At 68.5% G+C, this 25,962-nt stretch carries 26 protein-coding genes; 21 read left to right on the forward strand and 5 right to left on the reverse strand.

Going from position 1 to position 25,962, the window contains the following annotated elements:
• Window positions 1-120: 120 nt before the first annotated feature.
• The 11 genes from madL (at window position 121) to CFB45_RS06710 (ending at window position 8,901) form a co-directional block, all read left to right on the forward strand.
• The gene (madL, locus tag CFB45_RS06660) at window positions 121-516 is read left to right on the forward strand and encodes a malonate transporter subunit MadL (protein ID WP_034186756.1); all 396 of its coding nucleotides are present in this window, start codon (window positions 121-123) and stop codon (window positions 514-516) included.
• An 11-nt stretch (window positions 517-527) separates the two neighbouring features.
• Window positions 528-1,295, forward strand: a complete 768-nt coding sequence (madM, locus tag CFB45_RS06665) for a malonate transporter subunit MadM (RefSeq protein ID WP_027784056.1) — start codon at window positions 528-530, stop codon at window positions 1,293-1,295.
• 134 nt (window positions 1,296-1,429) lie between these two features.
• Window positions 1,430-3,076, forward strand: coding sequence for a malonate decarboxylase subunit alpha (gene mdcA, locus CFB45_RS06670; RefSeq protein WP_089424983.1), 1,647 nt, complete (start codon window positions 1,430-1,432; stop codon window positions 3,074-3,076).
• Window positions 3,077-3,086: 10 nt separating this feature from the next.
• The gene (gene mdcC, locus CFB45_RS06675; RefSeq protein ID WP_047900325.1) at window positions 3,087-3,401 is read left to right on the forward strand and encodes a malonate decarboxylase acyl carrier protein; all 315 of its coding nucleotides are present in this window, start codon (window positions 3,087-3,089) and stop codon (window positions 3,399-3,401) included.
• Window positions 3,398-4,351 (forward strand): biotin-independent malonate decarboxylase subunit beta, encoded by a 954-nt coding sequence (locus CFB45_RS06680; RefSeq protein WP_089424984.1) that lies wholly within the window; start codon window positions 3,398-3,400, stop codon window positions 4,349-4,351. The genes mdcC and CFB45_RS06680 overlap by 4 nt, the downstream gene beginning before the upstream one ends.
• A complete protein-coding gene (gene mdcE / locus CFB45_RS06685; RefSeq protein ID WP_089424985.1) occupies window positions 4,338-5,045 on the forward strand; it encodes a biotin-independent malonate decarboxylase subunit gamma in 708 nt (235 codons plus the stop codon). Before CFB45_RS06680 ends, mdcE begins: the two co-directional genes overlap by 14 nt.
• Window positions 5,032-5,700, forward strand: coding sequence for a malonate decarboxylase holo-[acyl-carrier-protein] synthase (mdcG, locus tag CFB45_RS06690; RefSeq protein WP_089425881.1), 669 nt, complete (start codon window positions 5,032-5,034; stop codon window positions 5,698-5,700). Before mdcE ends, mdcG begins: the two co-directional genes overlap by 14 nt.
• Window positions 5,697-6,563 (forward strand): triphosphoribosyl-dephospho-CoA synthase MdcB, encoded by an 867-nt coding sequence (gene mdcB / locus CFB45_RS06695; RefSeq protein WP_089424986.1) that lies wholly within the window; start codon window positions 5,697-5,699, stop codon window positions 6,561-6,563. The genes mdcG and mdcB overlap by 4 nt, the downstream gene beginning before the upstream one ends.
• A complete protein-coding gene (locus CFB45_RS06700; protein ID WP_089424987.1) occupies window positions 6,560-7,492 on the forward strand; it encodes an acyltransferase domain-containing protein in 933 nt (310 codons plus the stop codon). Before mdcB ends, CFB45_RS06700 begins: the two co-directional genes overlap by 4 nt.
• 117 nt (window positions 7,493-7,609) lie before the next feature.
• The gene (locus tag CFB45_RS06705) at window positions 7,610-8,131 is read left to right on the forward strand and encodes a phospholipase D-like domain-containing protein (RefSeq protein WP_089424988.1); all 522 of its coding nucleotides are present in this window, start codon (window positions 7,610-7,612) and stop codon (window positions 8,129-8,131) included.
• A 125-nt stretch (window positions 8,132-8,256) separates the two neighbouring features.
• On the forward strand, window positions 8,257-8,901 hold the full coding sequence (locus CFB45_RS06710) for a phosphoribosyltransferase (RefSeq protein WP_089424989.1): 645 nt from the start codon (window positions 8,257-8,259) through the stop codon (window positions 8,899-8,901).
• Between the two features lie 7 nt (window positions 8,902-8,908).
• Here CFB45_RS06710 and CFB45_RS06715 read toward each other — a convergent pair whose 3' ends face one another.
• Window positions 8,909-10,126 (reverse strand): polyhydroxyalkanoate depolymerase, encoded by a 1,218-nt coding sequence (locus tag CFB45_RS06715; RefSeq protein ID WP_089424990.1) that lies wholly within the window; start codon window positions 10,124-10,126, stop codon window positions 8,909-8,911.
• A 252-nt stretch (window positions 10,127-10,378) separates the two neighbouring features.
• Between CFB45_RS06715 and CFB45_RS06720 the strand changes: the two genes are divergently transcribed.
• Together CFB45_RS06720 and CFB45_RS06725 are read left to right on the forward strand one after the other, a co-directional pair.
• On the forward strand, window positions 10,379-11,008 hold the full coding sequence (locus tag CFB45_RS06720; RefSeq protein ID WP_089424991.1) for a glutathione S-transferase family protein: 630 nt from the start codon (window positions 10,379-10,381) through the stop codon (window positions 11,006-11,008).
• A gap of 185 nt (window positions 11,009-11,193) precedes the next feature.
• Complete coding sequence (locus tag CFB45_RS06725) at window positions 11,194-11,388, forward strand: hypothetical protein (RefSeq protein ID WP_069249260.1); 195 nt, start codon at window positions 11,194-11,196, stop codon at window positions 11,386-11,388.
• Between the two features lie 109 nt (window positions 11,389-11,497).
• On the opposite strand, the gene proP is transcribed toward CFB45_RS06725, so the two are convergent.
• Window positions 11,498-12,985 carry a glycine betaine/L-proline transporter ProP gene (gene proP / locus CFB45_RS06730; protein WP_089424992.1) on the reverse strand — a complete coding sequence of 496 codons (1,488 nt, stop codon included), beginning with the start codon at window positions 12,983-12,985 and terminating at the stop codon, window positions 11,498-11,500.
• A gap of 539 nt (window positions 12,986-13,524) precedes the next feature.
• Here proP and CFB45_RS06740 point away from each other — a divergent pair.
• Entirely contained in the window at window positions 13,525-13,857 is a 333-nt protein-coding gene (locus CFB45_RS06740) for a YnfA family protein (protein ID WP_046545360.1), read from the forward strand.
• Window positions 13,858-13,891: 34 nt separating this feature from the next.
• Here the strand turns inward: CFB45_RS06740 and dnaQ are convergent, their stop codons facing one another.
• The 3 genes from dnaQ to CFB45_RS06755 are packed head-to-tail and all read right to left on the reverse strand — an operon-like array spanning window position 13,892 to window position 15,917.
• Window positions 13,892-14,626 (reverse strand): DNA polymerase III subunit epsilon, encoded by a 735-nt coding sequence (gene dnaQ / locus CFB45_RS06745; protein ID WP_089424993.1) that lies wholly within the window; start codon window positions 14,624-14,626, stop codon window positions 13,892-13,894.
• Between the two features lie 38 nt (window positions 14,627-14,664).
• Window positions 14,665-15,108, reverse strand: a complete 444-nt coding sequence (gene rnhA, locus CFB45_RS06750; RefSeq protein WP_039347704.1) for a ribonuclease HI — start codon at window positions 15,106-15,108, stop codon at window positions 14,665-14,667.
• Window positions 15,105-15,917, reverse strand: a complete 813-nt coding sequence (locus tag CFB45_RS06755) for a class I SAM-dependent methyltransferase (protein ID WP_089424994.1) — start codon at window positions 15,915-15,917, stop codon at window positions 15,105-15,107. The genes rnhA and CFB45_RS06755 overlap by 4 nt, the downstream gene beginning before the upstream one ends.
• Window positions 15,918-15,935: 18 nt before the next feature.
• Between CFB45_RS06755 and gloB the strand changes: the two genes are divergently transcribed.
• The 7 genes from gloB (at window position 15,936) to greA (ending at window position 25,949) form a co-directional block, all read left to right on the forward strand.
• Complete coding sequence (gene gloB / locus CFB45_RS06760) at window positions 15,936-16,742, forward strand: hydroxyacylglutathione hydrolase (RefSeq protein WP_089424995.1); 807 nt, start codon at window positions 15,936-15,938, stop codon at window positions 16,740-16,742.
• Window positions 16,743-16,893: 151 nt separating this feature from the next.
• Window positions 16,894-18,468 carry a transglycosylase SLT domain-containing protein gene (locus CFB45_RS06765; protein WP_089424996.1) on the forward strand — a complete coding sequence of 525 codons (1,575 nt, stop codon included), beginning with the start codon at window positions 16,894-16,896 and terminating at the stop codon, window positions 18,466-18,468.
• A 156-nt stretch (window positions 18,469-18,624) separates the two neighbouring features.
• A complete protein-coding gene (locus CFB45_RS06770; RefSeq protein WP_089424997.1) occupies window positions 18,625-19,842 on the forward strand; it encodes an MFS transporter in 1,218 nt (405 codons plus the stop codon).
• Between the two features lie 365 nt (window positions 19,843-20,207).
• Window positions 20,208-21,353 (forward strand): glutamine-hydrolyzing carbamoyl-phosphate synthase small subunit, encoded by a 1,146-nt coding sequence (gene carA / locus CFB45_RS06780; protein WP_041492797.1) that lies wholly within the window; start codon window positions 20,208-20,210, stop codon window positions 21,351-21,353.
• 37 nt (window positions 21,354-21,390) lie between these two features.
• Window positions 21,391-22,050, forward strand: coding sequence for a leucine efflux protein LeuE (gene leuE, locus CFB45_RS06785; protein WP_046545364.1), 660 nt, complete (start codon window positions 21,391-21,393; stop codon window positions 22,048-22,050).
• Window positions 22,051-22,099: 49 nt separating this feature from the next.
• Window positions 22,100-25,354, forward strand: coding sequence for a carbamoyl-phosphate synthase large subunit (carB, locus tag CFB45_RS06790; RefSeq protein WP_089424998.1), 3,255 nt, complete (start codon window positions 22,100-22,102; stop codon window positions 25,352-25,354).
• A gap of 118 nt (window positions 25,355-25,472) precedes the next feature.
• Window positions 25,473-25,949, forward strand: coding sequence for a transcription elongation factor GreA (gene greA / locus CFB45_RS06795; RefSeq protein WP_057927897.1), 477 nt, complete (start codon window positions 25,473-25,475; stop codon window positions 25,947-25,949).
• Window positions 25,950-25,962: the final 13 nt, after the last annotated feature.

The following is a 25,962-nucleotide window of genomic DNA, read 5'->3' on the forward strand; positions in this document are numbered from 1 at the left end:
CGACGAGCCGCCGGGCCGCGGCGCCCCGCCGCAGGAGACAGACAGTCCGCCCGGGACCGGCGTGCGGGCCTGGCTCCCGCACGCGTCAGGCGCCCGTCACGAAGAGACTGGAGACGACTCATGATCATCTACGGAACCGCGCTGCTGGCGTTCTGCCACCTGGCCGGACTGTTCCTCGGCGACCTGCTCGGCAGCGCGATCGGCGTGAAGACCAACGTCGGCGGCGTCGGCATCGCGATGCTGCTGCTGATCTGCCTGCGCCTGTGGCTGCACCGCCGCGGCTGGCTGCCGAAGGAGACCGAGGCCGGCGTCGGTTTCTGGGGCGCGATGTACATCCCCGTCGTCGTCGCGATGGCCGCGAACCAGAACGTCGTCGCCGCGTTGAAGGGCGGCCCGGTCGCGCTGCTGGCCGCCGTCGGCGCGGTCGCGATCTGCGCATGCTGCATCGCGGTACTCGTGCGCACCGGGCGCGACGACACGGCCTTCGCGGGCGTGCCGCAATTCGAAGAACAGTAACGGAGGCCGCCATGCTGCAGATGCTCGAAAAAACCGTCGCCCACAACGGGCTCGTCGCGTCGTTCGCGCTGGTCGGCCTGATCATGTGGCTGTCGTCGATCGCTTCGCGCAAGCTCACGTTCGGCCGCGTGCACGGCTCCGCGATCGCGATCGTGATCGGTCTCGTGCTGGCCTATGTCGGCGGCGCATTCACCGGCGGCGAGAAGGGGCTGGCCGACGTCAAGCTGTTCGCCGGCATCGGCCTGATGGGCGGCGCGATGCTGCGCGATTTCGCGATCGTCGCGACCGCGTTCGAAGTGCAGCCGACCGAGGCGCGCAAGGCCGGGCTCGTCGGCGTCGTGTCGCTGCTGCTCGGCACCGTGCTGCCGTTCATCGTCGGCGCGTGCATCGCGCGCGCCTTCGGCTATACCGACGCGGTCAGCATGACGACGATCGGCGCGGGCGCCGTCACCTACATCGTCGGCCCCGTCACGGGCGCGGCGATCGGTGCAAGCTCCGACGTGATCGCGCTCAGCATCGCGACGGGGCTGGTCAAGGCGATCATCGTGATGGTCGGCACGCCGGTCGCGGCCAACTTCATGGGCCTGAAGACACCGCGCTCCGCGATGATCTTCGGCGGCCTGGCCGGCACCGTCAGCGGCGTGAGCGCGGGGCTCGCCGCGACCGACCGACGGCTCGTCCCGTACGGCGCACTGGTCGCGACGTTCCACACGGGCGTCGGCTGCCTGCTCGGCCCGTCGCTGCTGTTCTTCACGACGCGCGCGCTGGTCGGCGCGTAGGCCCGACCGATGGGCGGCGCGTGCGCGGGCCGCATCCATCGCGGCGTCCTCTGAGTCGCATTCGTCAACATCATCAATCGGCGGCGGCGCCAGGCTTAGAATGCCGCTGAACCATCGAAGCGGGAGAACTGTTCATGACGGGATGGAATCACGCGCGGCAGGCGCGCGATGCACGCCTCGCGGCCGGCGCGGCTTACGCGCAGGGCAAGCGGGTCGATGCGCGCGACACCGTGGCGTTGCTCGAAGCGGTGCTGCGGCCCGGCGATCGCGTGTGCCTCGAAGGCGACAACCAGAAGCAGGCCGATCTGCTCGCCACCGCGCTCGCCGACGTCGACAGCGCGAAGGTCCACGACCTGCACATGGTGCAGTCGGGCGTCGTGCTGCCCGAGCATCTCGACGTGTTCGAGCGCGGCATCGCGAAGCGTCTCGACTTCGCGTATTCGGGCCCGCAGTCGCAGCGCATCGCGAAGCTGCTGTTCGGCGGCAAGATCGCGCTCGGCGCGGTGCACACCTATCTCGAGCTGTTCGCACGCTACTTCATCGACCTCACCCCGCAGGTCGCGCTGATCGCCGCGGTCAGCGCCGATCGCGACGGCAATCTCTACACCGGCCCGAACACCGAAGACACGCCGACCGTCGTCGAAGCCACCGCGTTCAAGGACGGCATCGTGATCGCGCAGGTCGACCGCATCGTCGACAAGGTGCCGCGTGTCGACATCCCGGGCGATCGTGTGCATTTCGTCGTCGAGGCCGGCCGGCCGTTCTACGTCGAGCCGCTGTTCACGCGCGATCCGGCGGCGATCACCGAAACGCAGATCCTCACCGCGATGCTCGCGATCAAGGGCATCTACGCGCCGTACGGCATCAAGCGCCTGAACCACGGGATCGGCTTCAACACGGCCGCGATCGAGCTGCTGCTGCCGACCTACGGCGAGAAGCTCGGGCTGAAGGGCAAGGTCTGCTCGCACTGGGCGCTCAATCCGCACCCGACGCTGATTCCCGCGATCGAGTCGGGCTGGGTCGAGCAGATCCACTGCTTCGGCTCGGAAGTCGGGATGGACGACTACATCCGCGCGCGTTCCGACATCTGGTTCACGGGCTCAGACGGGTCGCTGCGCTCGAACCGCGCGTTCTGCCAGACCGCCGGCCTCTATGCGTGCGACATGTTCATCGGCTCGACGCTGCAGATCGACCTGTCCGGCCATTCGTCGACGGTCACGGCCGAGCGTATCGCCGGTTTCGGCGGCGCGCCGAACATGGGCAGCGACGCGCGCGGCCGGCGCCATCCGAGCGAGCCGTGGCTGAAGGCGGGCGCGGAAGCCGACCCCGACACGCCGGCGGCGCTCAGGCGCGGCCGCAAGCTCGTCGTGCAGATCGGCGAGACGTTCGGCGACAAGAACGTGCCGATGTTCGTCGAGAAGCTCGATGCGCTGAAGCTCGCGGACAAGCTGCAGCTCGACCTCGCGCCGATCATGGTCTACGGCGACGACGTCACGCACATCGTCACCGAGGAAGGGATCGCGAACCTGCTGATGTGCCGCGACAAGGACGAACGCGAGCACGCGATCCGCGGCGTCGCCGGCTATACGGAAATCGGTCGCGGCCGCGACCGGAAGATGGTCGAGCGGCTGCGCGAGCGCGGCGTGATCCGTCGCCCGGAGGATCTCGGCATCGATCCGCTCGACGCCGACCGCCGCTGGCTCGCCGCGCGTTCGATCAAGGATCTCGTGCACTGGTCGGGCGGCCTGTATGCACCGCCGGCTCGGTTCCGCAACTGGTAAGGACAAGGGCATGGAACAGTTGAACTATCGCTTCACCGCGCGCGAGCGCGCGAAGGGCGAGCAGGCCGCGGCGCTCGTCGGCGTGGTGGCATCCGGCAATCTCGAAGTGCTCGTCGAACGCGTGCTGCCGGGCAACGAATGCGAGATCGACATCCGCACGGCGGCGGTCGGGTTCGGCGCGGTGTGGCAGGCCGTCGTCGCGGATTTCGTCGAGCGGCGCACGCCGGGCGGCCTGAAGCTGTCGATCAACGACGGCGGCGCGCGGCCCGACATGGTGTCGCTGCGGCTCGCGCAAGCCGTGCGGGCAATCGAGGGGGACGCATGATGAACGACGCGATCCACGATACGCGCGATACGCCCGATACGCCCGCGTTCGTCGCGAATGCCGCGAGCTGGTACGAAGCATCGGCGCGGCAGCGCATCGACGGGCTGCTGGACGCCGGCAGTTTCAGCGAATTCCTCGGCCCGGCCGAGCGCGTGACGAGCCCGCACCTGCCGCTGTTCGACCTGCCGCAGCAGTTCGACGACGGGATGGTGGTCGGCCACGGCCGGCTCGACGGCCAGCCGGTGTTCGTCGCCGCGCAGGAAGGCCGCTTCATGGGCGGCGCGTTCGGCGAAGTGCACGGCGCGAAGCTCACCGGGCTGCTGCGCGCCGCGCGCGACACCGGCAAGCCGGTGCTGATCCTGTTCGATACGGGCGGCGTGCGGCTGCAGGAGGCGAACGCGGGCGAACTCGCGATCGCCGAGATCATGCGCGCGCTCGTCGAAGCGCGCACGGCCGGCGTGCCGGTGATCGGGCTGATCGGCGGCCGTGCGGGCTGCTACGGCGGCGGCGGGTTGCTCGCCGCGTGCTGCTCGGCGCTTGCGGTATCGGAGCAGGGCCGCATCAGCGTGTCGGGCCCCGAAGTGATCGAGACCAATCGCGGCGTCGAGGAATTCGATGCGAAGGATCGCGCGCTGATCTGGCGCACGATGGGCGGCAAGCACCGACGGCTGATCGGTGGTGCGGATCGCTACGTGGCCGACACGCCCGCTGCGTTCCGTGCAGCGGCGCTCGCGCTGATCGGCCGTGCACCGAAGTTCGATGCGGCGATGCTGCGCGCGGAGCAGGCCCGCCTCGAAGCGCGGGTCGAACGGTTCGGCGCATGCAAGGATGCGCTCGACGTGTGGCGTGCGCTGCGCGCATCGGCGCCGGAAGCGATCCCGGGGATGCCGGACGATGCGTTCGCCGCGCTCGCGGACCAACTGCAGGAGAGCCCGCATGACGCTCGATGAAGTATTGAGTTCACTGTTCCCGCAAGGCCATTCGATCGCCCGTCACGGCGGGCTGCTGACCGGCCACGCGGAACTGGCCGGCACACGCGTCGACGTGATCGGCGTCGCCGACCGTTTGCCGTTCGGCATCGACGAGGCGCTGACGCTCGCGTCACACGTGCTCGACACGATCGCACGCGGCGACGACACGCCGATCCTCGTACTGGTCGACAGCGACAGCCAGCGGATGAGCAAGCGTGACGAACTGCTCGGCCTGAACGAAGGGCTGTCGCATCTCGCGAAGTGCCTGATGCACGCGGATCTCGCCGGGCACCGGACGATCGGCGTGCTGTATGGCCACACGGCCGCGGGCGCGTTCATCGCGACCGCGCTCGCGACGCGCACGCTGCTCGCGGTGCCGGGCGCAGAGCCGGAGGTGATGGACCTGCCGTCGATGTCGCGCGTGACCAAGCTGCCGATCGACGTGCTGAAGGAGATGTCGCGCTCGACGCCGGTGTTCGCGCCGGGGCTCGACAATCTCGTGAAGATGGGCGCCGTCGACGCCGTGCTCGATCCGGCCCGCTCGCTCGACGCGCAGGTCGTTGCATGGCTCGGCAAGCCGGCCGACCGCGTCGACCGGCGTGCGTCACGCGGCCGGCCGGTTGCCGCCGACGTCGCCCGGCGCGTCGAGGCACTCGCGCGTGCCGCACGCTGAGCTGCCGCTGCGCCGCCACACGCTCGTCACGCTGACGGCGGCGGGGTGGGGCGCGGCATTCGCGCGCGATCCCGCGCTCGCAGCCGATCCGCTCGTGCGTGCGTGGGCCGAGCGCGGCTGGCCGCTGATCGTGCGCCGCGCGTCGCCCGACGAGGCCGATGCCGGTCGCGTGCCGCTTGGCCTGCCGCTGCCGCCTTCCGCGGGCAAGCGGCGCATCGCGCTGAACGCGGCGGCCGACGCGCTCGCGACGGTCGGCCCGCTGCCCGCGTTGTCCGACGTGCTTGTCGCCGCGCCCGACGCATGGCGCACGGCGTTGCGCGAGCTCGATGCGCTCGGCGTGCGTTACGGTGTGCCGGGCCGCGTGTTCGGCAGCCTCGCATGGCAGGCGCTGACGGGCGAACCCTACCTGGGGACGTCGTCCGATCTCGACATCGTGTTCCCGCTGCCGGACCCTGCGTCGCTCGCGCCGCTGCTCGACGGCCTCGCGGCGATCGACGCGCGCGCGCCGATGCGCATCGACGGCGAACTGCTGCGCGACGACGGCGCGGGCGTCAACTGGCGCGAACTGCACACGCGGCAGCGTGAAGTCGCGGTCAAGACCGCGATCAGCGTCGAACTGATGCCGGCCGACGCATTCATCGGAGGTATGCGATGAGTGCATGGGCTGCCTGCCGCGTACCGGCGCCGTCCGAAGCCGAGCGCATCGCCGAACTGGCCGAGCGCAGCCTCGTGCTCGAGATCGAGACCTATCCGAAGCCGGGGCTTGTCAGTCACGTCGACACCGGCAGTCACACCGACATGGACGCCGCGACGTTCGCCCGCAGCGCCGCCGTGCTGCGGCCGTACTTCGCCGAATTGGCGGATGCGGGCGCGCGCGATGCGGACATGGCCGTACTGCGCAAGATCGGCCTGCGTGCCGAGCACGCGATGCTTGCCGCGACCGGTGGCGTCAACACGCATCGCGGCGCGATATTCGGGCTCGGGCTGCTGTGCGCGGCAGCCGGTCGGCGCGCGATGCCGGGGACGATGCCGGCCGGAATGACGCTCGGTGCGATCGTCTCCCGCCGCTGGGGTGCCGATATCCTCGGTGGCCCTCGCTTGCCCGACAGCCACGGCGAACGCGCGAGCCGCCGCTACGGCGTCGGCGGTGCACGTCGCGAGGCGGCCGACGGTTTCACGACCGTCTATGCGGTCGGGCTGCCCGCGCTGCGTCGCGCGCAGCGTGACCTGCCGGGCGATCCGGAAGCCGCGCGCGTCGATGCATGCTTCGCGCTGATCGCCGCGCTCGACGATACGAACCTGCTGCACCGGGGCGGGCAGGCCGGCCTCGAGTTCGCGCGGGTAACCGCACGCGCGTTCGTGGCACGTGGCGGCGTGCGGGCGCGCGACTGGCGGCTGCGCGCGGCCGCCGCGCATCGGGCGTTCGTGGCACGGCGGCTGAGCCCGGGCGGCGCGGCCGACCTGCTCGCGATGAGCGTCTTCGTCGATGCGCTCGAAATTGACGAGGGCGCGCGATGACGCTGGCCATCCTCTGTTCGGGGCAGGGCGCGCAGCGCGCCGACATGTTCGACCTGACCGGCGCCGCGCCGCAGGCCGGCGCGCTGTTCGCGCACGCCGGCCGGCTCCTCGGCGACGATCCGCGCGCGTGGGTCCGGCAGGCCGGGCCGGACGCGCTGCGCGAGAACCGTGCCGCGCAGATTCTCTGCACGGTCCAGGCGCTCGCCGCCGCCGCGCTGCTCGACGCGGTGTGGCCGCGCCGGCGCTGCGTCGCCGGCTACAGCGTCGGCGAAGTCGTATCGTGGAGCGTCGCGGGAATGATCGAGCCGGGCGCCGCGCTCGACCTGGCCGACGCGCGTGCGCGCGCGATGGATGCCGCGAGCGGCGGCGACGAGCGGATGGTGTTCGTACGCGGCCTGACGCGTGCCCAACTCGCGCGGTTGTGCGACGGCCGCGACGCGGCGATCGCGATCGCGAATCCCGGCGACGCGTTCGTGGTCGCGGGGCGGCAGGCCGATGTCGACGCGGTGGCCGACGATGCGTCGCGCGCCGGCGCGCTGCGCGTCGCGCCCGTCTGCGTGCGGATCGCGTCGCACACGCGTCGGCTCGCCGCGGCCGTGCCGGTGTTTCGCGCGTCGCTCGCCGCGACCGACGTACGGCGGCCGCTGCCCGGCACGCGGCTGTTTTCGGGGATCGATGGCGCATCGGTGCTGGACGTCGGCGCCGGCCTCGACAAGCTTGCGCGGCAGGTCGCGGAGCCGGTCGAGTGGGCGGCCTGTCTGGCGGCGTGCGTGGAGGCCGGTGCGACCGCGTTCCTCGAGCTCGGTCCTGGCCGCGCGCTGGCCGAGATGGCCGGTGGTGCCTATCCGGCGCTGCCGGCGCGCAGCCTCGCGGATTTCCGCTCCGTCGACGGCGTGGCGAGCTGGCTCTCACGCGTCGCGGCGGGCTGATCGGCCGCATGAAAAACGCGCGCTGGCCCGTTCGCCAGGCACCCGTTTTGCGCTGTGTGTTGCGCCGGCGCAGCAGCCTCTCAGGTGGTGCTTGCCACGCGAATTGGCGTCGCTACAATGGCGCCCGCCATGAGACCAGCCGCCTTCCTTCTCGCCGCGCTTTGCTGCGCGGCGAGCGCCCACGCCAGCCAGATTCCGTCCGATGCCGCATCGGTCGGCACATACTTTTCGTATGACAATGCAGCGGCCGACGCGACCGTCGACCTGATCGGGCAGGCGCAGCGCCGCGTGCTGCTGGCCGGCTACACGCACGTGCCGCCGGCGGTCGCGAGCGCGCTGCGTGCGGCCCGCGCGCGCGGGGTCGAGGTGCGTGTCGTGCTCGTGCGTTCGCCGCGCGCGGGCCGGTACAGCGGCGCGGGCTATCTGAAATCTTCCGGTATCGACGTGGCGATCGATTCGCGGCACGGCGATCCCGCCCCGCGCTTCGTGATCGTCGACGACAGCGTCGCGCTGACCACGCTGTCCGAAGGCGCGGCCGCGCATGCGGAAACGGTGAACGTGTTCCAGCGTGCGCCCGAGCTCGCGCAATCCTATGCCCAGTCGTTCTGGCGGCTCTACCGGCAGGCCGGCGGCCTCTGACCCTTTCCGTCGGCGCCACGCGTGCCGGTGTGACCCTGCTTGCATCGGCGCGGCCGATGAACCATGCTCGTTGACAGGCGCCGACGCGGGTTTCGCGCATCCGGCGCAACGGCAGGGAGCCGATCGTGTTCGAGTGTTTTGCCGATCGCACCGATGCCGGCTGCCAGCTGGCCGGCGCATTGGGCGATTACGCGGGGCGCGGCGATGTCGTCGTGCTCGCGTTGCCGCGTGGCGGTGTGCCCGTCGCCTATCCGGTCGCGTGTGCGCTGCATGCACCGCTCGACGTGCTGGTCGTGCGCAAGCTCGGCGTGCCGTACGATCCCGAGCTCGCGATGGGCGCGATCGCGACGGGCGGGGCGATTCATCTGCAGCGTTCGGTGCTCCGCTCGATGAACGTGCCCGACGCCGAGCTCGCCGACGTGATCGCGCGCGAGACGGCCGAGCTGCATCGACGCGAAGCGCTGTACCGCGGCGCCGAGCCGCCGCTGCCGGTCGAAGGGCGCATTGCGATCGTCGTCGACGACGGCGTCGCGACCGGCGCGTCGATGCGTGTCGCGCTGCAGGCGTTACGCGAGCGTCATCCGGCGCGGATCATCGCGGCTGCACCGGTCGCGCCGGCAGGTACACGGCACGTGTTCGACGATCTGGCCGACGCGTTCGTCACGGTGATGCTGCCGCTGGTGTTCTTCGGGATCAGCCAGTTCTACGCGCGCTTCGAGCAGACGAGTGACGACGAGGTGCGCGCGTTGCTCGACGCGGCGCGGCGCTGATTCGGCATCACGTCCGCCGGATGCGGCGCGGGCGAGGGCGGCGGGCTTCGGCCCACGCGAACACGCGCTGCAGCATCGGATGCACGTCCCCGTGCCAGCGTGCCCCCGTAAACAGCCCGTAGTGATCGCAGTCGTCGATGTCGATGCGAAAGCGCTCGTCGTCGGCGAGGCCGCTGCACAGGTCGAGCGCCGCATGTGTCTGGCCGGCGCCCGTGACCTTGTCGCATGCGCCTTCGACGGTCAGCAGGACGATGCCGCGCATAGCCGCCGGCTCGACGCGCTGGCCGCCCACGTCCCACGTGCCGAGCGCGAGGCTCATGCGCTGGAACACGATGTCGACCGTATCCAGGAAATACTCGGCCGGCATGTCGAGCAGCGCCGTGTATTCGAGCAGCGCGCGCCGCGCGCCGGCGAGTCCGGTCATGTCGAAGCGCGACGCGGCCAGCGCGTACGCTTCGATCAGCGACAGGAAGCGCTGCGGGTACACGAGCGCGATCTCGCCCTGTTGCAGATAGGTGGGAAACACGTGGCGGCCGTGCCCCGCGAAACCAGGTGGCACGACGTCGATCAGGTGGCGGCGGCACCAGCCGAGCGAATGGGCGGCAGCGGCGGTGCCGAGCGCACTCGGATTCCGGCGCGCGTCGAGCGGGCCGCCGATCAGCGTGACGCTCGCGGGCGAGGGGAGACCGCGCGCCGCCCGCAGCGCGAGCGCGCCGAGCGCCGGCACGGTCGCCTGGCACACGGCGACGACATGCAGCGGCCGGTCGTCGTGCGCGAGCCCGTCGACGAAGCCGTCGAGCGTCGCGACGTACTCGTCGAGCCCGAAACGGCCCGACGCGAGCGGCACGTCGCGCGCATTGCGCCAGTCGGTCACGCAGACATCGCCGTCCGCGAGCAGCGTCTCGACGGTTTCCCGCATCATCACGGCCGCGTGCCCGGCGAGCGGCGCGCACAGCAGCACCGTGCGCTGCGCGTCGGCCCGCGTGAAGCGCCGCAGGTCGCAGAACGGCGTGCGCGCGACGACGCGCTCGCCGAGCGCCGGCCATCCGATGTCGAAGTGCGGGGGGCCGTCCGGCGGCCCGAGCAGCGGCTCGAACAGGTCGTCGTAGCACGACGACGCCGCGTGCGGCAGCGTGGCCGCGGGCCACGCGTCGAACGCGTGCCGCGTCGCCGCGCGCCACGCGCGCATCCATTCCCGCTGCTGCTCGACGAGGGCATACCACATGGCGAACCTTGGGGCGGAAGGGGGGTGAACTTGCATTATGGTCACTGTGGCCGGACATCGTGAGTCCCGCGCGCGGCGGGTTGATGCGCATCGGGCGCACGGGCGCGAAGGCCGGCCGAGCACGTTCCGCCATTCGGCAAACGCGGTCGCGCAGCCGGCCCCCGCTCGTTGCGGGCGGGAACGGGCCCTAGGCGATGCCGCGCGACGCTGCTACAGTCGTCGCTCCCATTCCCCTCAAGCGGAGCGTTCGCGATGAAGCTGATCGGCATGCTGGATTCCCCGTTCGTGCGTCGGGTCGCCATTTCGGCGAAACTGCTCGACCTCCCGTTCGAACACGAGTCGATCTCGGTGTTCCGTCATTTCGAGCAGTTCAGGGCGACCAACCCGGTCGTCAAGGCGCCGACGCTCGTGACCGACGACGGCGCGACGCTGCTCGATTCGTCATTGATCGTCGACTATCTCGATCATCTGGTCGCGCCCGAGCGGCGCTTGCTGCCCGATGCCGCCGATGCTCGGCTGCGCGCGCTCGTGCCGGTCGGCTTCGCGCTGGCGGCCGCCGAGAAGACCGTGCAGGTCGTCTACGAGCAGGCGCTGCGTCCGGCCGACAAGCAGCATGCGCCGTGGCTCGAGCGCGTGCTGAGCCAGATCGAGGGCGCATACGGCGCCCTGGAGCCGCTCGTCGCGGCCGCGAACGGCTGGTTCGGCGGCGCGCGCCTGCTGCAGTCCGACGTGACGGTCGCGGTCGCATGGCGCTTCACGCAGTTCATGGCGGCCGACTACCCGGTGCTCGCGCGGATCGATCCGGCCCGTTATCCGGCACTGGCTGCGCATTCGGCGCGGGCGGAAGCGCTGCCGGCGTTCGTCGAAACACCGCTCGTCTAGGCGTCGAGGCGACCCGCGGCGGGGCCCCGCGCCGCGGCCCGTTGCCCGCCCAGCCTTGTCAGGCAAGGTGTTGTCGATTGTTCTCGGCGGCTGACAAGTGACTTCGCATTCGCGCTGTTTATCCGGACGCGGCCGATCCCTAGAATCCACTCCATCGAATGACGCCTTGCCTGATGGAGCCGCAGATGAAAGCCCTGATCGAATCGAGCCTGTACCACCCGTCCCTCGTGTTGCCGCTTGCCGCGCTGACGCAGTTGATGGTCGAGCGCGATTTCAATCTCGGTCAGGTCGGGCTGATCGTCGCGGCGCGCGGTGCGCAGGCCGCCGTGTCGCGCTCGCGAGCGCTGATTTTCTGCCGCCACTGCGAAGCGCAGGCATGAGCGCACCGGCGTCGAATGGATGAAAAAAAGCCCGGCCGGCGCAAGCCGGTCGGGCGGATCGGGTTCGATCGGGCCCCGGCTTCGGCCGGGGCTTTTTCATGGGTGACGCTCAGGCGCGTGCCGGCGACCCGACGCTGTAGATATCCGCTTCGTCGTCCTCGCGCATCTGGCGCACGAGCTGGTGGGCTTCGCGGCGCGACGCGACGGCCGGCGGCGAGCCCTTGAGCGGCTGGCGCGCGGTTTCGGCGAGCGCGACGACCGACACGATGCCGATCACGGCGGCGCCCATCATGTAGTACGCGGGCATCATCAGGTTGTGCGTGACGTCGACCAGCCAGGCGGTCACGAGCGGCGTCGTGCCGCCGAACAGCGACACCGACACGTTGAAGCCGATCGCGAGCGCGCCGTAGCGGATCTCGGTCGGGAACAGCGCCGGCAGCGCCGACGGCATCACGCCGGTAAAGCACGACAGCAGCACGCCGAGGATCAGCAGGCCGCCGAACACCGACGCCGTGGTGCCCGCATGGATCAGCATCATCGACGGGATCGACAGCGCGAGCAGGCCGACGCAGCCGGCGAGCATCACGGGCTTGCGGCCGACCTTGTCCGACAGGCGGCCGGCGGCGAGCGTCAGCGGCATCATCAGCACCATCACGATCAGCACGAGCACGAGGCTATGCGATTCGTCGAAGTGCAGCGTCGACGACATGAAGCTCGGCAGGTACGACAGCACCATGTAGTCGGTCACGTTGAAGATCAGCACGAGGCCGACGCACAGCAGCAGGGCGCGCCAGTTGCGCATCAGCGTTTCGCGGAAGCGCGCCTTCGGCACGGCCTTGTCCTGCGCTTCGCGCTCTTCGGCCTGGCGCTTGAACGCGGGCGTTTCCTCGAGCCGCATCCGGATGTAGAGGCCGATCAGGCCGAGCGGGCCGGCGATCAGGAACGGCACGCGCCAGCCCCACGACAGCAGCGCTTCCTGCGACAGCGACGCGGTGAGCAGCGCGACGACGCCCGCGCCCATCACGTAACCGATCAGCGTGCCGAACTCGAGGAAGCTGCCCATGAAGCCGCGGCGCTTGTCGGTCGAGAATTCGGCGATGAAGGTGGCGGCGCCGCCGTACTCGCCGCCGGTCGAGAAGCCCTGCACGAGGCGGGCGACGAGCAGCAGCACGGGCGCCATGATGCCGATCGACGCGTAGCTGGGGATCAGGCCGATCGCGAACGTGCCGACGGCCATCATGATCATCGTGGCGGCGAGCACGCGCTGGCGGCCGATGCGGTCGCCGAGCGGGCCGAACACCATGCCGCCGAGCGGGCGCACGAGGAACGCGGCCGCGAACGTGCCGAAGGTCGCGAGCAGCTGCGCGGACGGGCTGCTGGACGGGAAGAACACCTTGCCGAGCGTGACGGCGATGTAGCTGTAGACGCCGAAGTCGAACCATTCCATCGCGTTGCCGATGGCCATGGCGCTGACGGCGCGCTTGAGGAGGCTCTGGTCGACGACGGTGATGTCGTCCGCGACGAGCGGGGCTTCGCCGGACGACGAAGCGGTGGAAGAAGCAGCGGTCGGGCTGACGTGTGTTGCGGTCAAGGTCATGCACTCCTTTGACTGCGCCGAACGGGCGGGCCGTCCGACACGGTTTGCCGGCGAGCGCGGTGTCGGATGCGGCGCGTCGGGGCAGACCTTTAAGCACTTACTGCATTGCAGGCGGTAAAGGGCCGTAAGGGGCTGCTTCGACGCGGGCCCGATGGGCCGTCGCGACAGTGCGCTCATGAAGAATGGGCCGCGTGATGCTGGCGGCAGATGCCGGCGCGGACGGTGTCCAGCGTTCCGGCAAGCGCCCCGGAGGGGCAACGAAACGAGAAAAGCGGGCCTGTCGGGCGGGCTTTCCTGTGTGTGCAATTTCGGTCGAAGCGCCGGCCCGCAACGCGCGGATGGACTTCTCTCGAAATCGAATAGACAGAGATTGAATGTTGAAACAGGCGACATGATAGCACGATGACGGATGATCGTGCAAATTGCCGGGAAACGCCCGGCTGGCGGGGCGTCCGGCGGGGGCGGCTCGGGTATGATCGGCGGCGCACGGCGGGGCCGTGCGGCCCCGGGTGACGGGGGCCGAATTCACGAGGAACCGGATGACCGAACTGATGAGGATCGCGGCGCTGTTTGCCGCCACCGCGCTGGCCGAAATCGTCGGCTGTTACCTGCCGTGGCTCGTGCTGAAGGACGGCCGGCCGGTATGGTTGCTGGTGCCGGCCGCGCTGTCGCTCGCGCTGTTCGCGTGGCTGCTGACGCTGCACCCGAGTGCGGCGGGGCGCACCTATGCCGCGTACGGCGGCGTGTATATCGCGGTGGCGCTGGTCTGGCTGCGGGTGGTCGACGGTGTCGCGCTGACCCGCTGGGACGTGGCCGGCGCGGTGCTCGCGCTCGGCGGAATGGCGGTTATCGCGCTACAGCCGCGCGCGTGAGCGCGGCCGCGGCGCGTGCCGCCGGCCGCCTGCTTCAAGCCGCTTCGGCGGCGCCCGTGTCGGCGGACGTGCGCCACACGCAGGTGCCCTTGACCGACTTGTCGAGTTCGTCGAGCTGCGCCTGGTGCGCGGCGAGTTCGTCGTCGCTCGCGGTCACCACGGCCAGGTCGAGCGCGGCGAGCGACACGCGCTGGCCGTTGCCCGCGCCGCCGTCGGCGCCCACGTCGTCGAGCATGTCGATCACGAGGCTGTCCTGGCCGCGCGTCATCGCCAGATACACCTCGGCGAGCAGCTCCGAGTCGAGCAGTGCGCCGTGCAGCGTACGGTGCGCGTTGCTGATGCCGAAGCGGTCGCACAGCGCGTCGAGCGAGTTGCGCTTGCCGGGGAACATCTGCTTGGCCTGCACCAGCGTGTCGATCACGCCGCCGCAATGCTCGGTGAACGGCGGCAGGCCGAGCCGCGCGAATTCCGCGTCGAGGAAGCCAAGGTCGAACGGCGCGTTGTGGATGATCAGCTCGGCATCCTTCACGAAGTCGAGGATCTGGTGGGCGACTTCCGCGAATTTCGGCTTGTCGCTCAAGAATTCGGTCGTGAGCCCGTGCACCGCCAGTGCGCCCGGATCGCTGTCGCGCTCCGGGTTCACGTAGAAGTGCAGGTTGTTGCCGGTGAGCCGCCGGTTCAGCAGCTCGACGCAGCCGATTTCGATGAGGCGGTCGCCCGTGCGGGCGTTCAGGCCGGTGGTTTCGGTATCGAGAATGATCTGGCGCATGTCGGGAAAAACAAAAGAAACAGGGGGGCGGCCCGCGTTCAGGCCGTGAGCGATTCGACGCCGCGATTCGCGAGTGCGTCCGCGCGCTCATTTTCGGGATGACCCGCGTGGCCCTTGACCCAGCGCCACTCGACCTCGTGCTGCGCGACGAGCGCGTCGAGCCGCTTCCACAGGTCGGCGTTCTTCACCGGCGTCTTCGCCGCGGTGACCCAGCCTTTCTTCTTCCAGCCGTGGATCCACTCGCTGATGCCTTTCTGCACGTATTGCGAGTCGGTGTGCACGATCACCTGGCACGGCCGCTTCAGCGCTTCGAGCGCGGCGATCACGCCCATCAGCTCCATGCGGTTGTTGGTCGTGTTGGGCTCGCCGCCGAACAGCTCCTTCTCCTTGTCGCCGTAGCGCATCAGTGCGCCCCAGCCGCCGGGGCCGGGGTTGCCCTTGCAGGCACCGTCGGTATAGATGTCGATGGTATCGGTAGTCATGAATGTTCTTGATGGGTGGTCGGGGAGGCCGCCGGCGTCAGGCCCGGTGCGAGCACGGGCTTCTTCATCCGGATCTGGCCGACGAGGCGCATGCCGCGCACGCGCTTGACGGCCGTCACCATGTAGACGGCGCCGAAGATCGGCCACCAGCGGTCGCCGGCGGCTTCCATGAAGCCGTAGCGGGCCAGCCACTTGTCGGTGACGAGCGGCGGCCGGTAGCAGCCGAAGCGGCCGCGTTCGAGGTCGAAGCCGAGCAGCTTGATCCAGTCCTTGAGCCGGGTGAACGCGATCTGGTCGCGCGTGGCCGGCACGAACGGGCGGTTCGCCATGCGACCGAACGATTGCCGCATGCCCCACAGGCTGAGCGAATTGAAGCCGGTGATCACGAGCTGGCCTTCCGGCATCAGCACGCGCTCGGCCTCGCGCAGCAGCCGGTGCGGATCGGACGTGAATTCGAGCGTGTGCGGCATCACGATCAGGTCGACGCTCTGCGACTCGAACGGCAGGTCGAGCAGGTCGCACCAGGTCGTGCTGCGGCCGTCGGGCGCGTGCTCGGGCGCATGCGCTTCGCGCGCCCACGGATACTGGTATGGCGCGCTCGCGCCGCTCGCCGGATCGAGCACGAGGCCGCGATACGGCATGCGGTTCTCGCGCAGCGCGTCGAGCTGCGGCAGGCCGAGTTGCAGCGCGTGGAACCCGAAGACGTCGGACACGATCCGGTCGAGCTGCGCCTGTTCCCAGCCCAGCACGTAGCGGCCGGGTGGTGAGTCGGTCCAGGCGGGCCAGTCTATAATTTGGCGATCGGACATAACGATGATTGCGCGCCCATGAACGAGCTGGAATACATGCCGGTTCCGGCATTCGATGACAACTATATCTGGCTCGTCTCGGACGGCCGCGATGCGATTGCCGTCGATCCGGGGGAAGCCGCGCCGGTGCGCCGGGTTCTAGCCGAACGAGGCTGGCGGTTGACCGCTATTTTACTCACGCACCATCACGCCGACCACGTCGGCGGTGTCGCGGCCCTGCGCGATAGCCAACCGGACGATGTTCCGCTCGTCGTTTACGGCCCCGCGGCCGAGGCGATCGGCGTGGTCACGCGGCCGCTTTCGGGCGGCGCACGCGTGACGCTCGACGCACCCGCCGCCACGTTCGACGTGCTCGACGTGCCGGGCCATACGCGCGGCCACATCGCCTATTTCCAGGCGGCCGGGCCGGGCAACGCGGCGCCGCACGTGTTCTGCGGCGACACGCTGTTCTCGTGCGGTTGCGGGCGCCTGTTCGAGGGCACGCCCGCGCAGATGCTCGCGTCGCTCGACGCGCTCGCGGCGTTGCCGGGCGACACCCACGTGCATTGCGCACACGAATACACGCTGTCCAACATCCGCTTCGCGCTCGCGTGCGAACCCGGCAACGCGGCGCTCGCCACGTGGCGCGACGACGCCCAGGCGCTGCGCGCGCGCGGCGTGCCGACACTGCCCACTACGATCGCGCATGAGCGTGCCGTTAACCCGTTCATGCGGGCGGACAGCGAGGCGATCCGCGCGACGCTCGAAGCGGAACTGCATGAAACGGTGCCGGATCGTCTGACGGCGTTCACGCTGATGCGCGAGTGGAAAAACCGGTTCCGATGATGATTTTCGGAGGACTCCAAAGCTCAAGCGGAGTCTGTAAAAATTGCTCCAAATGTAGGATTTCGCTGAGTTTTCGGTGTTTTTATTGACGTGAAGCACGCACTTCCGTAGTATCGCCTGCAATTTCCAGCCGTCGGAAGCAGAGATTTTCATGCGACTTATATTGAGTGCGATGGTGGTTCTGCTGCTCGCCGCTTGTGCGAGCCAGGCCCCTGTCGCCAACAACGCCGCCGATTCGCAGGCGACGTCCACCTACCTCCGCAAATCAGCCACCGCCAAAGAAACGGTCGACGTCGACAAGCAATCCGTCGGCGACCTGACCAGTGCGGATTCCGATCTCTGGGGTCGCATCCGCCGCGGTTTCCAGATGCCCGACCTGCAGACCGACCTCGTCGACATGCAGACTACGTGGTACACGCAGCGCCCGGACTACGTGCAGCGCATGACCGAGCGCTCGCAGAAGTACCTGTACCACATCGTCGAGGAACTCGAGGCGCGTCACATGCCGACCGAGCTCGCGCTGCTGCCGTTCATCGAGTCCGCGTACAACCCGCAGGCGCTGTCGGTCGCGAAGGCGGCCGGCATGTGGCAGTTCATGCCCGGCACGGGCCGCACGTACAACCTGAAGCGCAACATGTGGCAGGACGAGCGCCGTGACGTGCTCGCGTCGACGAGCGCCGCGCTCGACTACCTGTCGCGCCTGCATGACATGTTCGGCGACTGGTATCTCGCGCTGGCCGCGTACAACTGGGGCGAGGGCAACGTGCAGCGCGCGATCGCGCGCAACCAGGCGGCCGGCCTGCCGACCGACTACCTGAACCTGCGGATGCCGAACGAGACGCGCAACTACGTGCCGAAGCTGCAGGCGGTGAAGAACATCATCGCGAATCCGCAGCAGTACGGCCTTGCGCTGCCGGACATCCCGAACCACCCGTATTTCGTGACGGTCACGACGTCGCGCGACATCGACGTGGCGGTGGCGGCGAAGCTCGCGAACCTGTCGCTCGACGAATTCCGCTCGCTGAACCCGTCGTTCTCGAAGCCGGTGATCCTCGGCGCGACCGAGCCGCAGATCCTGCTGCCGTTCGACAACGCGTCGGCGTTCGAGAAGAACCTGAAGGCGTACAACGGCCAGCTGTCGTCGTGGACCACCTATACGGTCAGCGAGCGGGCGCGGCCGGCCGCGATCGCCGAGAAGATCGGCGTGGACGCCGATACGCTGATGTCGATCAACAAGATTCCGGCCGGCATGCGCCTGAAGCCGGGCTCGACGATCGTCGTGCCGCGCGGCGATGACGACGACGAGGACATCAGCGCCGACGTCGCCGAAAACGGCGCGCTCGCGATGGAACCCGACGTACCCGACACGCGCAAGATGCTGATCCGCGTGCGCCGCAAGCAGTCGATGGCGGCGCTCGCCGGCCGCTACGGCGTGTCGGTCGGCCAGCTCAAGGCGTGGAACCGTACGCACCGCGATCTCGTGATGCCGGGCCAGGCGCTCGTGCTGCACGTGCCGGTCGGCCGTTCGGTACCGGCGGAACCCGGTCCGGAGCGGATCGCGACGTCGGCCGGCGGGGCGCACATCGAGCGTGCGAGCCTGGCGGTGGGCGGCAAGTCGCACGGCGCGAAGCGCGGCGCGGCGAAGCCGGCGGCCAAATCGGCGAAGGCGGCCCCCGCGAAAGCGGCACCGGCCAAGGCCGCCGCGCACAAGGGCAAGAAGAAGTAACGCCGTCGCGCGCGCATCGTGCGGCCGGCCCGGTTCGCGCGGTTGCGGTATCATCCGACGAAATGCAAGAAACGCCGTCACCGAGGTGACGGCGTTTTTGTTTGTGCGCGGCGCGGGGGCGCTGCTTCGCAGGTCTTCATATAAGAAGGGGAAGAGATGTCGTCGGTGCAGGTGAGGGTACTCGCGCTGTTTTCGGTCGGGTATTTCGTGTCGTACGTGTTTCGCGGCGTCAATCTGGGCTTCGCGCCGTTCGTCACGCAGGAGCTCGGGTTGTCGGCCGCCGATCTCGGCCTGCTCACCAGTCTCTATTTCCTCGGCTTCGCGGGCGCGCAGATCCCGGCGGGCGTGATGCTCGACCACTTCGGCCCGCGCCGCGTGACGGCCGGCATGCTGCTGTTCGCGGCCGCCGGCGCGGCCGTGTTCGGCGCCGCGCACAGCCTCGGCACGATGATGGTCGGCCGGCTGCTGATCGGCGTTGGCGTCTCGGTGTGTCTCGGCGCGGCGTTCAAGGCGCTCGCGCAGCATTTCCCGGTCGGCCGGCTGCCGCTCGTCAACGGCCTCGTGATGGCCGTGGGCGGCCTGGGCGGCGTGATGGTCGGCTCGCCGCTGACCTGGCTGCTCGGCTGGACGAGCTGGCGCGCGATCTGTTTCGGCCTCGCGGTGCTGACGGTGATCGTCGCGGCGTCGATCGGCCTCGGTGCACCGGAAGCGCAGCAGGTGCGCCACCAGGGCGGGCTCGTCAGCCAGTTCAAGGGCACGTGGCATATCCTGAGCAGCCGCGCGTTCTGGAAGATTTCGTCGTTCTCCGTCGTCACGCAGGGCGTGTTCTACGCGATGCAGTCGCTGTGGGTCGGGCCGTACCTGCGCGACGTCGCGGGGTTCGATGCGCCGCATGCCGCGCGCCTCGTGTCGGTGCTCGGCTTCGCGATGATGGCCGGCTGCGTCGGCTTCGGCGCCGCGGCGCGGGTGCTCGAGCGGCGCGGCGTGTCCGTGTACGCATTCTGCGGCGTCGGCATGGCGCTGTTCGTCGCGACGCAGGCCGCGATCGTCGCGCGCGTGCCGTTGCCGCCGGCCGTGCTGTGGGCCGCCTACGGGATGTTCGGCGGCGTCGGCATCCTGACCTACGCGGTGATGGCCGGGCATTTTCCCGCTCACCTGATCGGCCGCGCGAACACGACGCTCACGCTCGTGATTTTCCTGCTGATCTTTGCGTTCCAGATCGGGGTCGGCGCGGTGCTGTCGCACTGGCCGGCGGTCGACGGCCGCTATCCGGCCGCCGCGCACTTCGCCGCTTGGGGTGTGCTGCTCGCGCTGCAGCTCGCGAGCGCGGTCTGGTACGTCTGGCCCGCGCGCGGCGCTGGTCAAGCGCACTGATCCGGCGGTACGCTGGCGGGTAGGGCGGCCGCGTAAACGGGGCCGCAGCGCGATGCGCCGCGTCGCCGGACGCGGCGCGCGCATGATCGGACGGCCATATCAATTGAAGATAGGGCCATTTTCAGGCTATAATTTGAAAGTTTGTGCTGATCAACCTCGCACCCTAGCGCCTACCTCATTCATCCCGTTCATCCGCCGCACGCCGCCTGCCGGGCGATGCCGCGAAGCCTCGTGCGCCACGCGCCGGGTTCGCGTCTCGACAACGCAGGTCGCGTCCAGCAAGCGACCACGCGCGCCCACGCAGCGCGGCGCTCGCGCGGCAGGGTAAACAGGTCGGCAGCAGGGTGTTCCCCAAGGAGCCTCCCGTGTTGCCGTCTTTTACTCCCGCCTTGCTTGCACTCGCCGACGGCACGGTCTTTCGTGGTTATTCGATCGGGGCCGAAGGCCACACGATCGGCGAAGTCGTGTTCAATACCGCGATCACCGGCTATCAGGAAATCCTGACTGACCCGAGCTACTCGCGCCAGATCGTCACGCTCACCTATCCGCATATCGGCAACGTCGGCGTCAACGCCGAAGACGTCGAAGCCACGAAAGTCCATGCCGCCGGCCTGATCATCCGTGATCTGCCGTCGCTCGCATCGAACTTCCGCATGGACCGCACGCTCGGCGATTACCTGCGCGACGAAGGCGTCGTCGCGATCGCCGGCATCGACACCCGCAAGCTGACCCGTATCCTGCGCGACAAGGGCGCGCAGAACGGCTGCATCCTGACGGGCTCGGACGACGAAGCGAAGGCGATCGAGCTCGCGCGCTCGTTCCCGGGTCTCGCGGGCATGGATCTCGCGAAGGTCGTGTCGACCACGAAGCCGTTCGAGTGGAAGCAGACCGAATGGCGCCTCGAAGGCGGCTACGGCATGCAGGAAGCGCCGAAGTACCGCGTCGTCGCGTACGATTTCGGCGTCAAGTACAACATCCTGCGCATGCTCGCGGAGCGCGGCTGCCACGTGACGGTGCTGCCGGCACAGGCGAGCGCGGAAGATGCGCTCGCGCTGAATCCGGACGGCGTGTTCCTGTCGAACGGCCCCGGCGATCCGGAGCCGTGCGACTACGCGATCGCGGCCACGAAGCAGTTCATCGAGCGCGGCGTGCCGACCTTCGGCATCTGCCTGGGTCACCAGATCATGGGCCTCGCGGTCGGCGCGAAGACGCTGAAGATGAAGACGGGCCACCACGGCGCGAACCACCCGGTGAAGGATCTCGGCGACGGTCGCGTGGTGATCACGTCGCAGAACCACGGCTTCGCGGTCGATGCGGATTCGCTGCCGGCCAATGCGCGCGTGACGCACGTGTCGCTGTTCGACGGCACGCTGCAGGGCTTCGAGCTGACCGACAAGCCGGCATTCTGCTTCCAGGGCCACCCGGAAGCGTCGCCCGGCCCGCACGACATCGGCTACCTGTTCGACCGTTTCACCGCGCTGATGGACGCGGCGAAGCAGCGCAACGCCTGACGTCAACGACGCAACCGAAGAACGGGAGATTCGCATCATGTTCGGCCACGCACTCGGCATCACGGATATCTGGACCTACGTGTTCGGCGTGATCTTCATCATCCTGCTGCCGGGGCCGAACTCGATGTACGTGCTGTCGCTCGCGGCGCAGCGCGGCGTGAAGGCCGGCTATCGCGCGGCGTGCGGGGTGTTCGTCGGCGACACGGTGCTGATGGTGCTGTCCGCCGCCGGCGTCGCGTCGCTGCTGAAGGCGAACCCGCTGCTGTTCTCCGTCGTCAAGTACGGCGGCGCCGCGTATCTGCTCTACATCGGCACCGGCATGCTGCGCAGCGCGTGGCAGAAGCTGCGCGCGCCGGCGAATGCGCCGGTCGAGGCAGCGCCCGCGGTCGATGGCGAGCGGCCGTTCCGCAAGGCGCTGATCGTGAGCCTGCTGAATCCGAAGGCGATCCTGTTCTTCATCTCGTTCTTCATCCAGTTCGTCGACCCGGCATTCCCGCATCCCGCGCTGTCGTTCGTCGTGCTCGGGGCGATCGCGCAATGCGCGAGCTTCCTGTACCTGAGCACGCTGATCTTCGCGGGTGCGCGGCTTGCCGAGCACTTCCGCCGCCGCCGCAAGCTTGCAGCAGGCGCGGCGAGCAGCGTGGGCGGCCTGTTCATCGGATTTTCGGTGAAGCTCGCGCTCGCCACGATGAGCTGAGCGCAGCCGGCCGACCCACGACAACGATTACTTATTGAATTCACCAGCCATGCCAAAACGCACAGACATCAAAAGCATCCTCATCATCGGCGCCGGCCCGATCATCATCGGCCAGGCGTGCGAGTTCGACTATTCGGGCGCGCAGGCTTGCAAGGCGTTGCGTGAGGAGGGCTACAAGGTCGTTCTCGTCAACAGCAACCCGGCGACGATCATGACCGACCCGAACACGGCCGACGTGACCTACATCGAGCCGATCACGTGGGAAGTCGTCGCGCGCATCATCGAGAAGGAGCGCCCGGACGCGATCCTGCCGACGATGGGCGGCCAGACCGCGCTGAACTGCGCGCTCGACCTGCACCACCACGGCGTGCTCGAGAAGTTCGGCGTCGAGCTGATCGGCGCGTCGCCAGAAGCGATCGACAAGGCGGAAGACCGCCAGAAGTTCAAGGAAGCGATGACCAAGATCGGTCTCGGTTCCGCGAAGTCGGGCATCGCGCACTCGATGGAAGAAGCGACCCAGGTGCACGCCGAGATCATGGCGCTCACCGGCGGCAGCGGCTACCCGGTCGTGATCCGCCCGTCGTTCACGCTCGGCGGTTCGGGCGGCGGCATTGCCTACAACCGCGAAGAGTTCGAAGAGATCTGCAAGCGCGGCCTGGACCTCTCGCCCACGCGCGAGCTGCTGATCGAAGAGTCGCTGCTCGGCTGGAAGGAATACGAGATGGAAGTCGTGCGCGACCGCGCCGACAACTGCATCATCGTGTGCTCGATCGAGAACCTCGACCCGATGGGCGTGCACACCGGCGACTCGATCACGGTCGCGCCGGCGCAGACGCTCACCGACAAGGAATACCAGATCCTGCGTAACGCATCGCTCGCGGTGCTGCGCGAGATCGGCGTCGACACGGGCGGCTCGAACGTGCAGTTCTCGATCAACCCGAAGGACGGCCGCATGGTCGTCATCGAGATGAACCCGCGCGTGTCGCGTTCGTCGGCGCTCGCATCGAAGGCCACGGGCTTCCCGATCGCGAAGGTCGCGGCGAAGCTGGCGGTCGGCTACACGCTCGACGAACTGAAGAACGAAATCACCGGCGGCCAGACCCCGGCGTCGTTCGAGCCGACGATCGACTACGTCGTCACGAAGATCCCGCGCTTCGCGTTCGAGAAATTCCGCGAAGCCGATTCGCGCCTGACCACGCAGATGAAGTCGGTCGGCGAAGTGATGGCGATCGGCCGCACGTTCCAGGAATCGTTCCAGAAGGCGCTGCGCGGCCTCGAAGTGGGCGTCGACGGTCTCGACGAGAAGTCGACCAACCGCGACGAGATCGCGATCGAGATCCACGAGCCGGGCCCGGACCGCATCTGGTACGTCGGCGATGCGTTCCGGATCGGCATGACGGCCCAGGAAATCTTCGCGGAAACCGCGATCGACCCGTGGTTCCTCGAGCAGATCGAGCAGATCATCCTGAAGGAAAAGGCGCTCGGCGGCCGCACGCTCGCATCGCTGTCGTTCGACGAACTGCGCTACCTGAAGCAGAGCGGCTTCTCCGACCGCCGCCTCGCGAAGCTGCTCGGCGCGACGCCGGAAGACGTCCGCAAGCGCCGCGTCGAACTCAACGTGCGCCCGGTCTACAAGCGCGTCGACACCTGTGCGGCCGAGTTCGCGACGAAGACCGCGTACATGTACTCGACCTATGAGGAAGAGTGCGAGGCGCAGCCGACCACCAACAAGAAGATCATGGTGCTGGGCGGCGGCCCGAACCGGATCGGCCAGGGCATCGAGTTCGACTACTGCTGCGTGCACGCGGCCCTCGCGATGCGCGAGGACGGTTACGAAACGATCATGGTCAACTGCAACCCGGAAACGGTGTCGACCGACTATGACACGTCCGACCGCCTGTACTTCGAGCCGCTGACGCTGGAGGATGTCCTCGAGATCGTCGACAAGGAAAAGCCGGTCGGCGTGATCGTCCAGTACGGCGGCCAGACGCCGCTGAAGCTCGCGCTCGACCTCGAGGCGCACGGTGTGCCGATCGTCGGCACGTCGCCGGACATGATCGACGCAGCCGAAGACCGCGAACGCTTCCAGAAGCTGCTGCAGGACCTCGGCCTGCGCCAGCCGCCGAACCGCACCGCACGCGCCGAAGACGAAGCGCTCGCGCTCGCGGAAGAGATCGGCTATCCGCTGGTCGTGCGCCCGTCGTACGTGCTGGGCGGCCGCGCGATGGAAATCGTCCACGAGCCGCGCGACCTCGAGCGCTACATGCGCGAGGCCGTGAAGGTGTCGAACGATTCACCGGTGCTGCTCGACCGCTTCCTGAACGACGCGATCGAGTGCGACGTCGACTGCATCTGCGACGGCGAAGCCGTGTTCATCGGCGGCGTGATGGAGCACATCGAGCAGGCGGGCGTCCACTCGGGCGACTCGGCATGCTCGCTGCCGCCGTACTCGCTGTCGAAGGAAACCGTGGCCGAGTTGAAGCGCCAGACGGGCGCGATGGCGAAGGCGCTGAACGTGGTCGGTCTGATGAACGTGCAGTTCGCGATCCAGCAGGTGCCTCAGGCGGACGGTTCGAAGCAGGACATCATCTACGTGCTGGAAGTGAACCCGCGCGCATCGCGCACGGTGCCGTACGTGTCGAAGGCGACCAGCCTGCCGCTCGCGAAGATCGCGGCGCGTGCGATGGTCGGCCAGAAGCTCGCGCAGCAGGGCGTGACGAAGGAAGTCGAGCCGCCGTACTTCAGCGTGAAGGAAGCGGTGTTCCCGTTCGTCAAGTTCCCGACCGTCGATCCGGTCCTCGGGCCTGAAATGCGTTCGACCGGCGAAGTGATGGGTGTCGGTCAGACGTTCGGCGAAGCGCTGTTCAAGTCGCAGCTCGCGGCCGGCTCGCGCCTGCCGGAGTCGGGCACGGTGCTGCTGACCGTGATGGACGCCGACAAGCCGAAGGCGGTCGAAGTCGCGCGCATGCTGCACGACCTCGGCTACCCGATCGTCGCGACCAAGGGCACGGCTGCCGCGATCGAAGCGGCCGGCGTGCCGGTGAAGGTCGTGAACAAGGTGAAGGACGGCCGTCCGCACATCGTCGACATGATCAAGAACGGCGAGATCGCACTCGTGTTCACGACGGTCGACGAGACGCGCCAGGCGATCGCCGATTCGCGTTCGATCCGCATGAGCGCGCAGGCGCACAAGGTCACGTACTACACGACGATGTCGGGCGCGCGCGCGGCGGTTGAAGGCTTGCGCTACCTGAAGGATCTGGAAGTCTATGATTTACAAGGTCTTCACGCTCGCCTAAACTAAGCAGTCAGTTACCTGTCGAAGCAACACGTGCCGCGATTAGGCGGTGTTTCCAGTGCATCGGAAACGCGCTTAATCGCGGTGATTTTTTTTATAGCCGTTTTTAGCGATTGAGCCGTTTATGAGCACCATTCCGTTGACAAAGCGTGGCGCGGAACTCCTGCGCGATGAATTGCAGCGCCTCAAGTCCGTCGAGCGGCCGGCCGTGATCAACGCGATCGCGGAGGCCCGCGCACAGGGCGACCTGTCCGAAAACGCCGAATACGATGCCGCGAAGGAAAAGCAGGGCTTCATCGAGGGTCGTATCGCGGAACTCGAATCGAAGCTGTCGGCCGCGCAGGTCATCGATCCCACCGTGCTCGATGCCGAAGGCCGCGTGGTTTTCGCATCGACCGTCGAACTCGAAGATCTCGAGTCGGGCGACACCGTCAAGTACCAGATCGTCGGTGACGACGAAGCCGATATCGACCACGGCCTGATCTCGGTCAGCTCGCCGATCGCGCGCGCACTGATCGGCAAGTCCGAAGGCGACGTCGCGGCCGTGCAGGCGCCGAGCGGCGTGCGCGAGTACGAAATCATCTCGGTCAGCTACATCTGAAGCGGGGCGACGT

The organism is Burkholderia sp. HI2500, from assembly GCF_002223055.1.
GTDB lineage: Bacteria > Pseudomonadota > Gammaproteobacteria > Burkholderiales > Burkholderiaceae > Burkholderia.

Coding starts and splice junctions, on each gene's coding strand:
- mdcA (WP_089424983.1), top strand. CDS start 1,430: ATGACGGGATGGAATCACGCGCGGCAGGCGCGCGATGCACGCCTCGCG.
- CFB45_RS06700 (WP_089424987.1), top strand. CDS start 6,560: ATGACGCTGGCCATCCTCTGTTCGGGGCAGGGCGCGCAGCGCGCCGAC.
- mdcC (WP_047900325.1), top strand. CDS start 3,087: ATGGAACAGTTGAACTATCGCTTCACCGCGCGCGAGCGCGCGAAGGGC.
- rnhA (WP_039347704.1), bottom strand. CDS start 15,108: ATGACTACCGATACCATCGACATCTATACCGACGGTGCCTGCAAGGGC.
- proP (WP_089424992.1), bottom strand. CDS start 12,985: ATGACCTTGACCGCAACACACGTCAGCCCGACCGCTGCTTCTTCCACC.
- greA (WP_057927897.1), top strand. CDS start 25,473: ATGAGCACCATTCCGTTGACAAAGCGTGGCGCGGAACTCCTGCGCGAT.
- madL (WP_034186756.1), top strand. CDS start 121: ATGATCATCTACGGAACCGCGCTGCTGGCGTTCTGCCACCTGGCCGGA.
- gloB (WP_089424995.1), top strand. CDS start 15,936: ATGAACGAGCTGGAATACATGCCGGTTCCGGCATTCGATGACAACTAT.
- mdcE (WP_089424985.1), top strand. CDS start 4,338: ATGACGCTCGATGAAGTATTGAGTTCACTGTTCCCGCAAGGCCATTCG.
- CFB45_RS06720 (WP_089424991.1), top strand. CDS start 10,379: ATGAAGCTGATCGGCATGCTGGATTCCCCGTTCGTGCGTCGGGTCGCC.
- madM (WP_027784056.1), top strand. CDS start 528: ATGCTGCAGATGCTCGAAAAAACCGTCGCCCACAACGGGCTCGTCGCG.
- CFB45_RS06755 (WP_089424994.1), bottom strand. CDS start 15,917: ATGTCCGATCGCCAAATTATAGACTGGCCCGCCTGGACCGACTCACCA.
- dnaQ (WP_089424993.1), bottom strand. CDS start 14,626: ATGCGCCAGATCATTCTCGATACCGAAACCACCGGCCTGAACGCCCGC.
- CFB45_RS06680 (WP_089424984.1), top strand. CDS start 3,398: ATGATGAACGACGCGATCCACGATACGCGCGATACGCCCGATACGCCC.
- CFB45_RS06725 (WP_069249260.1), top strand. CDS start 11,194: ATGAAAGCCCTGATCGAATCGAGCCTGTACCACCCGTCCCTCGTGTTG.
- leuE (WP_046545364.1), top strand. CDS start 21,391: ATGTTCGGCCACGCACTCGGCATCACGGATATCTGGACCTACGTGTTC.
- CFB45_RS06740 (WP_046545360.1), top strand. CDS start 13,525: ATGACCGAACTGATGAGGATCGCGGCGCTGTTTGCCGCCACCGCGCTG.
- CFB45_RS06715 (WP_089424990.1), bottom strand. CDS start 10,126: ATGTGGTATGCCCTCGTCGAGCAGCAGCGGGAATGGATGCGCGCGTGG.
- CFB45_RS06705 (WP_089424988.1), top strand. CDS start 7,610: ATGGCGCCCGCCATGAGACCAGCCGCCTTCCTTCTCGCCGCGCTTTGC.
- carB (WP_089424998.1), top strand. CDS start 22,100: ATGCCAAAACGCACAGACATCAAAAGCATCCTCATCATCGGCGCCGGC.
- mdcB (WP_089424986.1), top strand. CDS start 5,697: ATGAGTGCATGGGCTGCCTGCCGCGTACCGGCGCCGTCCGAAGCCGAG.
- CFB45_RS06770 (WP_089424997.1), top strand. CDS start 18,625: ATGTCGTCGGTGCAGGTGAGGGTACTCGCGCTGTTTTCGGTCGGGTAT.
- CFB45_RS06765 (WP_089424996.1), top strand. CDS start 16,894: ATGCGACTTATATTGAGTGCGATGGTGGTTCTGCTGCTCGCCGCTTGT.